Here is a 6,554-nt window from a genome sequence, read left to right as displayed (position 1 = left end):
TCCCCCTCCATCAGGCAGTTTCCCAGACATTACTCACCCGTCCGCCACTCGTCAGCAAAGCAGCAAGCTGCTTCCTGTTACCGTTCGACTTGCATGTGTTAGGCCTGCCGCCAGCGTTCAATCTGAGCCATGATCAAACTCTTCAATTTAAGTTTGATGCTCGTGAATTAAACTTCGTAATGAATTACGTGTTCACTCAGAGACTTGGTATTCATTTATTGTCCGAAGACATTAAGAATCCATGTCACTTTGAGTGCCCACACAGATTGTCTGATAAATTGTTAAAGAGCAGTTGCGACGCGCTTTAGCGCTCTGTCGCGAGGTGGCGTATATTACGCTTTCCTCTTTCAGAGTCAACCCCATTTTTCAGGATTTTTCTCTTCGTTGTTCCGACCATCTTGTGAAGCGTTTCACTTTGTCGTCTCAACGGAGGCGCATTATAGGGATCCCATTTTTTTGCACAAGCGTTTTTTGGATCTTTTTTGCTGAATGCCTGTTTTTTACCCCTTTCGCTACATTCCTGCGCAATTTGGCTGATTTTTGATACCTGAAACACTTGCGTAGCGCCAATAATCCAACCAAAGTCTTCATTACTGTTCTCTTTCGTTGAGGTAAACATGTCTGACGTATTACGTCCTTATAAGGATCTTTTCCCACAGATCGGGCAACGCGTGATGATCGATTCCAGTAGCGTCGTCATTGGCGATGTTCGTCTGGCTGATGACGTCGGGATCTGGCCGCTGGTCGTCATTCGTGGCGATGTGAACTATGTAGAGATTGGCGCCCGCTCAAATATCCAGGACGGCAGCGTGCTGCATGTGACGCACAAATCCACCACTAACCCGCAAGGTAATCCGCTTATTGTGGGTGAAGATGTCACTGTCGGGCATAAAGTCATGCTCCACGGCTGCACTATCGGCAACCGGGTTCTGGTTGGCATGGGGTCCATTCTGCTGGATGGCGCGGTAATAGAAGATGACGTCATGATCGGCGCTGGCAGCCTGGTGCCGCAAAACAAGCGCCTGGAAAGCGGCTATCTGTATCTGGGGAGTCCGGTGAAGCAGATCCGTCCGCTAAGTGATGAAGAGAAAGCCGGGCTACAGTACTCCGCAAATAACTATGTGAAATGGAAAGATGAATACCTGAGTCAAGACAGCCAGACCCAACCCTGATCGTCTTCTTGCTGGGACTGGATCAACGCTTCCGCTTCTTCTTCCAGATCCCAGCGATGTTCACAAAAGTCTGCCAGCCACCGTTCTGGCGTATCGCCGCCAAAGCGATGCGCCAGCGTGGTTCCCTTGATAGCACACATTAACTGCATCCCATTCACCAGTGCGGGAAAGCTAACGGCCTCAAGGTCCGCGTCCCACTCTTCTCTGTCAGGAAACTGAATAGCCTGGTTCATGCCGACAGTTCCTGCTTCAGCGTTGCAATAACAGGTTCCACGTCAGGCAACACGCCATGCCAGAGAAAAACAGCATGCGCGGCTTGCCCCACCAGCATCCCCAAACCATCGGCATACCGTTTTGCCCCTTGCTCCGCACACCAGGCAAGGAACGGCGTATTTCCCTTTTGATAAAACATATCGTAGCAACAGACAGCAGGATGAATGAGCGATGACGGGATCGCGGGAATATCACCGCTAATTCCACTGGATGTCGCATTGATGATCAGATCGAATTCATGGCCTTCCAGCGCATCAAGACGAAGGGCCTGAACACTGCCGGTATGAGCGAAGATTTGCGCCAGTTCTTCAGCACGGGAAGCGGTTCGGTTCGCGATAGTAACCGCACAATCCATTGATAGCAGCGGTAACAGTACGCCCCTGGAAGCCCCCCCCGCCCCAATCAGCAGGATGCGTAGCCCCGGACGAATGAAAGACAAACGTTCAAGATCGCTCAACAGACCGATACCGTCAGTGTTATCCCCCAGCAAGCGACCATCATCAAGGCGTTTCAGGGTATTCACCGCCCCGGCAAGCGCCGCACGCTCCGTCAGTTCATCTGCGCGTGCAAACGCTTCCTCTTTAAAAGGAACGGTAACGTTCGCCCCTTTCCCTCCTTGCGCAAAGAAGGCGTTAAGGGTATTCACGAAATCATCAACCGGCGCCAGAACACGCCCATAGAGATGATCTATCTTCAGTTGCTGCGCAAACTGCTGATGAATAAATGGCGACTTGCTGTGCGCAATCGGGTTACCAAAAACAGCATAGGTTTCCATCGTATTACCCCTGTCGAAACAGCTCGCCCGTCAAGGCATCACGAATTTCAGAAGGATTCAGGCGTCCTCCCGTTTCACCCTCAACAACGGGGAAATCCGCGCCAAACTGCGCCCGTACTTCTTCGACCGTGCGGCAGGGAGGCAACCCTGTCAAATTCGCACTGGTGGAAACTAACGGTTTGCCATAAGCCTGGCACAATGAGACCACCAGCGGGTGATCCGTAACGCGAACCGCCAGCGAATCAAAACGTCCCGTCAACCAGCGCGGCGTTGTCGCCGGTGCAGGAAAAACAAACGTCACCGGGCCAGGCCAGCACGCAAAGATCGCTTCTCGTTGCGTATCTGTCAGCATGCTGTCATCAATATATGGCTTAAGCTGCTCAAAATTTGCCGCAATTAAAATGAGGCCTTTTTCAACCGGACGCTGTTTCAATTCCAGTAAGCGGTTGACCGCCGTTTCACTATCAGGATCGCACCCGACACCGAAAACAGCTTCTGTGGGATACGCGATGACACATTCTTTATGCAGTACCGCTACCGCTGCCGCGATAGCGTCTGTGGGCAGGTTATTATTCACTTTGTTGTTCCGCCGGAACCGGCTTTCCACATTGTTTACTGGCGCAAAAGTGCTTCACACCCTGCGCGGTTTTCTTTTCGATGAGTAGCGGATAGTGACATTCAGGACACTCTCCGGCTATCGGTTTGAAGTTAATGACAAACTGACATTCAGGATAGCGATCGCAGGAATGAAAGGTTTTACCATAACGGGAACGCCGTTGAACCAGATGACCTTTTTGGCACTGAGGGCAGGTAATGGCAGTTTCGTCTGGTTTGTCGATCAGTTCGGTATGACCACACGCGGGGTAGTCACTGCAACCGATAAACATGCCGAACCGCCCCTGCCGCAATACCAGCTCCGCACCACATGCCGGGCAAAACTTCCCCTCCAGAACTTTGACGATATGCCCGTCTGCTGACGATTTCAGCGGACGGACATAATCACATTCTGGATAGTGTGAGCAGCCGAGAAAAGGACCGTGTTTCCCGGAGCGAATAACAAGTTCAGCCCCGCACTGTGGGCAGGGCTCATTTTTATGCACCGTAAACAGTGCTGATTTAGCCATAACAACTCATGCTGAATGAAGATCGATTAATGCAGCATACCTTCATTCACTTCAAAGAGTAATTCTTCCATTTGCTGATACGCATTTTCACAACCCGGAATGTTAAATAAAACCATCAGGATCACCCACTTCAGGTCTTCCAGATCGAATTCTGCGGTATCCAGCGCGAGCACGCGTTCAATCACCATTTCTCGCGTTTCGAGGTTTAGCACCTGAATCTGCTCGAGGAATAACAGAAACCCCCGACAGCTGGCATCCAGTCGATTGCACTCCTCTGCCGTGTAAATACGTACGGAGAGCGGATCGGAAGCCAGTTGCATAGGTTCGGCGAGGCCTTCCTGATAATCAGCAAGCTTTTCCAGCCACAGTAGCGCGTTGTAGATGTCTTCACGGTCAAAGCCAGCGTCGGTAAGATCCCGTTCCAGTTTGTCCTGATCCACACGCAATTCAGCTTCGTTATGGATGTAAGTCTCAAACAAATACATTAGTACGTCGAACATGGCTTGCCCTCCTTAATCGGACATAGCCGCCGGGTACAGCTGCGATCCATCCTGCTAACTCCAGTTCGAGTAGCTGAGCCACTACCTCTGGCACAGGTTGGCCGGCACGTTCAGCGACGACGTCAACAGGTGTTACCTCATCTCCTACGTTAGCCAGGAGCATAGGAAATGGCAATGCTGCGGCTTCCTGATCTGGTGAATAAAGTGAATTTTCGGCCTCATCTGGCAGCCAATGTAAGCCGTATTGCAAATTTTCCAGAATATCCTCTGGCGCCGTCACAAGAGTGGCGCCCTGTTTGATCAACCAATGCGGCCCTTCACTGCCAGGGCTGCCTATCGGCCCTGGCAAGGCAAAGACATCCCTCCCTTGCTCCAGCGCACAGCGCGCGGTAACCAAAGAACCGCTTCGTAGTGCCGCTTCAACCACCAGCACGCCTTTGCTCAGGCCGCTAATGATGCGGTTTCGTCGGGGAAAATGGTGCGGTAAAGGGAGCGTCGCTAATGGAAACTCCGACACCAGCGCGCCACCGGCGTCTATCAGCCCCTCAGCCAGCCGGGTATGCCGTCGGGGATGGATACTTCCCAGACCGTTGCCCAGCACAGCCACGCTTTTCCCGTTCGCGTTTAAGGCGGCTTTATGCGCAACGCCATCAACTCCTCTCGCCAGCCCGCTGGTAATCGTCACCCCTTTTACGGCAAGACTTTCACAGAACAAACGCCCCCATCGCTCGCCATACCAGGAAGGTGTCCGGCTTCCGACGACGCCAAGCTGGAAGTTCTGGAGACATTCTGGATCACCCGCAACAAAAAAAGCACCGGGATAATCTGCAATCGCATTCAACTGTGCCGGATAACGCGCGCTGCCGGCCAGAATCAAATGGTGATGAGGTTGCTCAAGCCAGTGCTGCGCGTCATCCAGCGCTTTTTGCGGGACGGTTAAAAAGCGCTCCGCTTGTCGGGACGTTAACCCTGCGTTCTGAAGTAAAGTCTTATCAATCTGACGCTGTTGTATGAGCAAATTCGCAATGCTCAACATTGCATCGCCATACAATTCACTCACATGCATCAAACGTAACCAAATTTCGGTACGGGTCATCCTTTATCCCCCTGCCACAAGCTGTCCTGGCAATCTTTGCGATTGGTCACTGATGCTGTCAATCGGAGGGGGTTTTGTCTAGAATAGAGGTAATAATCTTTCCAACTCCTGAACACAACTCTGGATAATTATGGCAGTTTTGCAAGTGTTACATATTCCGGACGAGCGTCTTCGCAAAGTCGCAAAACCGGTAGAAGAAGTGAATGCAGAAATTCAGCGTATCGTCGATGATATGTTCGAAACGATGTATGCAGAAGAAGGTATTGGCCTGGCGGCAACGCAGGTCGATATTCATCAACGTATCATCGTGATTGATGTTTCGGAAAACCGCGACGAGCGTCTGGTGTTAATCAACCCGGAACTGCTGGAAAAAAGCGGTGAGACGGGGATTGAAGAAGGCTGTCTGTCTATTCCAGAACAGCGTGCTTTAGTGCCGCGTGCGGAGAAAGTGAAAATTCGCGCACTCGACCGCGACGGTCAATCTTTTGAGCTGGAAGCAGACGGTCTGTTGGCCATCTGTATTCAGCACGAGATGGATCACCTGGTCGGTAAACTGTTTATCGATTATCTGTCGCCGCTGAAGCAACAACGTATTCGTCAGAAAGTTGAGAAACTCGACCGCCTGAACGCCCGAGCTTAAGGACAAGAATCAACGTGTCAGACTCACTACGTATTATTTTTGCGGGTACACCTGACTTTGCAGCGCGTCATCTTGACGCGCTGTTGTCTTCTGGACACAACGTCGTTGGCGTGTTTACCCAACCCGACCGCCCGGCAGGACGCGGTAAAAAGCTGATGCCCAGCCCGGTGAAAGTGCTGGCGGAAGAGAAAGGAATAGCGGTTTTTCAGCCCGCCTCCTTGCGCCCACAAGAAAACCAGCATTTAGTCGCGGACTTACACGCTGACGTAATGGTCGTGGTGGCGTATGGCCTGATTCTGCCAAAAGCGGTGCTTGATATGCCGCGACTCGGCTGCATCAACGTTCACGGTTCCCTGCTCCCGCGCTGGCGTGGCGCAGCGCCGATCCAACGTTCACTTTGGGCTGGTGATGCCGAAACGGGCGTAACCATCATGCAAATGGATGTGGGTCTGGATACTGGCGATATGCTCTATAAACTTGCCTGTCCAATCACCGAGAAAGACACCAGCGGCACGCTGTATGACAAGCTGGCGGATCTTGGTCCACAGGGGCTGATTGAAACGCTGAAACAGTTAGAAAACGGTACCGCGAAGCCAGAAGTACAGGACAACGCCCTGGCCACTCACGCTGAGAAACTTAGCAAAGAAGAGGCGCGTATGGACTGGTCTCTCTCTGCTGCACAGCTTGAACGCTGCATCCGCGCCTTTAATCCCTGGCCAATGAGCTGGATGGAAATTGACGGTCAGCCGGTAAAAGTGTGGCAGGCGTCAGTGATAGAGCGCGTAACGCAAGCGGAACCGGGCACCATTCTTGACGCGACTAAACAAGGTATTCAGGTTGCAACCGGCAACGGCATCCTGAACCTGCTCTCCCTTCAACCCGCAGGTAAGAAGGCAATGAGCGCGCAGGATCTTTTAAATTCACGTCGGGAATGGTTTATTCCTGGCAACCGTCTGGCCTGACGGTCACGTCTT

10 protein-coding genes and 1 rRNA gene (1 of these 11 running past the window's edge) are annotated in these 6,554 nt (G+C 52.1%); 3 read left to right on the top strand and 8 right to left on the bottom strand.

The window, feature by feature from the left end; all coding sequences use genetic code 11:
- Window positions 1-149: ribosomal RNA gene (locus tag OGV79_RS03905) — 16S ribosomal RNA — on the bottom strand; it reaches 1,393 nt to the left of the window's first position.
- A gap of 155 nt (window positions 150-304) precedes the next feature.
- A complete protein-coding gene (locus OGV79_RS03900) occupies window positions 305-619 on the bottom strand; it encodes a hypothetical protein (protein ID WP_012135409.1) in 315 nt (104 codons plus the stop codon).
- On the opposite strand from OGV79_RS03900, the gene OGV79_RS03895 reads away from it, so the two are divergent.
- A complete protein-coding gene (locus OGV79_RS03895; protein ID WP_012135410.1) occupies window positions 618-1,172 on the top strand; it encodes a gamma carbonic anhydrase family protein in 555 nt (184 codons plus the stop codon). The genes OGV79_RS03900 and OGV79_RS03895 overlap by 2 nt on opposite strands.
- Here OGV79_RS03895 and OGV79_RS03890 read toward each other — a convergent pair.
- From OGV79_RS03890 to dprA, 6 genes are read right to left on the bottom strand one after another with little or no spacing between them, the layout of a single operon-like run.
- Window positions 1,148-1,405 carry a DUF1488 family protein gene (locus tag OGV79_RS03890; protein ID WP_012135411.1) on the bottom strand — a complete coding sequence of 86 codons (258 nt, stop codon included), beginning with the start codon at window positions 1,403-1,405 and terminating at the stop codon, window positions 1,148-1,150. The genes OGV79_RS03895 and OGV79_RS03890 overlap by 25 nt on opposite strands.
- Window positions 1,402-2,220, bottom strand: coding sequence for a shikimate dehydrogenase (gene aroE / locus OGV79_RS03885; RefSeq protein ID WP_200003701.1), 819 nt, complete (start codon window positions 2,218-2,220; stop codon window positions 1,402-1,404). The genes OGV79_RS03890 and aroE overlap by 4 nt, the downstream gene beginning before the upstream one ends.
- Window positions 2,221-2,224: 4 nt before the next feature.
- Entirely contained in the window at window positions 2,225-2,797 is a 573-nt protein-coding gene (gene tsaC, locus OGV79_RS03880) for an L-threonylcarbamoyladenylate synthase type 1 TsaC (RefSeq protein WP_024130998.1), read from the bottom strand.
- Window positions 2,790-3,344 (bottom strand): DNA topoisomerase family protein, encoded by a 555-nt coding sequence (locus tag OGV79_RS03875; protein WP_012135414.1) that lies wholly within the window; start codon window positions 3,342-3,344, stop codon window positions 2,790-2,792. The genes tsaC and OGV79_RS03875 overlap by 8 nt, the downstream gene beginning before the upstream one ends.
- A gap of 26 nt (window positions 3,345-3,370) precedes the next feature.
- Entirely contained in the window at window positions 3,371-3,844 is a 474-nt protein-coding gene (smg, locus tag OGV79_RS03870) for a DUF494 family protein Smg (RefSeq protein ID WP_024130999.1), read from the bottom strand.
- The gene (gene dprA / locus OGV79_RS03865) at window positions 3,816-4,940 is read right to left on the bottom strand and encodes a DNA-protecting protein DprA (protein ID WP_200076371.1); all 1,125 of its coding nucleotides are present in this window, start codon (window positions 4,938-4,940) and stop codon (window positions 3,816-3,818) included. The genes smg and dprA overlap by 29 nt, the downstream gene beginning before the upstream one ends.
- A 130-nt stretch (window positions 4,941-5,070) precedes the next feature.
- Here dprA and def point away from each other — a divergent pair, with 130 nt between their 5' ends.
- The gene (gene def, locus OGV79_RS03860) at window positions 5,071-5,580 is read left to right on the top strand and encodes a peptide deformylase (RefSeq protein WP_047460857.1); all 510 of its coding nucleotides are present in this window, start codon (window positions 5,071-5,073) and stop codon (window positions 5,578-5,580) included.
- A gap of 14 nt (window positions 5,581-5,594) precedes the next feature.
- Entirely contained in the window at window positions 5,595-6,542 is a 948-nt protein-coding gene (gene fmt / locus OGV79_RS03855) for a methionyl-tRNA formyltransferase (RefSeq protein ID WP_047460854.1), read from the top strand.
- Window positions 6,543-6,554: the final 12 nt, after the last annotated feature.

This window comes from Citrobacter sp. CK185 (assembly GCF_030333565.1).
Classification (GTDB): domain Bacteria; phylum Pseudomonadota; class Gammaproteobacteria; order Enterobacterales; family Enterobacteriaceae; genus Citrobacter_B; species Citrobacter_B koseri.
This window is presented reverse-complemented; position numbering and strand designations above follow the sequence as displayed.

Bases quoted from the DNA above. Each gene is read 5' to 3' on its own strand.
- OGV79_RS03895 (WP_012135410.1), top strand. From the start codon at position 618: ATGTCTGACGTATTACGTCCTTATAAGGATCTTTTCCCACAGATCGGG.
- OGV79_RS03900 (WP_012135409.1), bottom strand. From the start codon at position 619: ATGTTTACCTCAACGAAAGAGAACAGTAATGAAGACTTTGGTTGGATT.
- OGV79_RS03890 (WP_012135411.1), bottom strand. From the start codon at position 1,405: ATGAACCAGGCTATTCAGTTTCCTGACAGAGAAGAGTGGGACGCGGAC.
- aroE (WP_200003701.1), bottom strand. From the start codon at position 2,220: ATGGAAACCTATGCTGTTTTTGGTAACCCGATTGCGCACAGCAAGTCG.
- OGV79_RS03875 (WP_012135414.1), bottom strand. From the start codon at position 3,344: ATGGCTAAATCAGCACTGTTTACGGTGCATAAAAATGAGCCCTGCCCA.
- smg (WP_024130999.1), bottom strand. From the start codon at position 3,844: ATGTTCGACGTACTAATGTATTTGTTTGAGACTTACATCCATAACGAA.
- dprA (WP_200076371.1), bottom strand. From the start codon at position 4,940: ATGACCCGTACCGAAATTTGGTTACGTTTGATGCATGTGAGTGAATTG.
- def (WP_047460857.1), top strand. From the start codon at position 5,071: ATGGCAGTTTTGCAAGTGTTACATATTCCGGACGAGCGTCTTCGCAAA.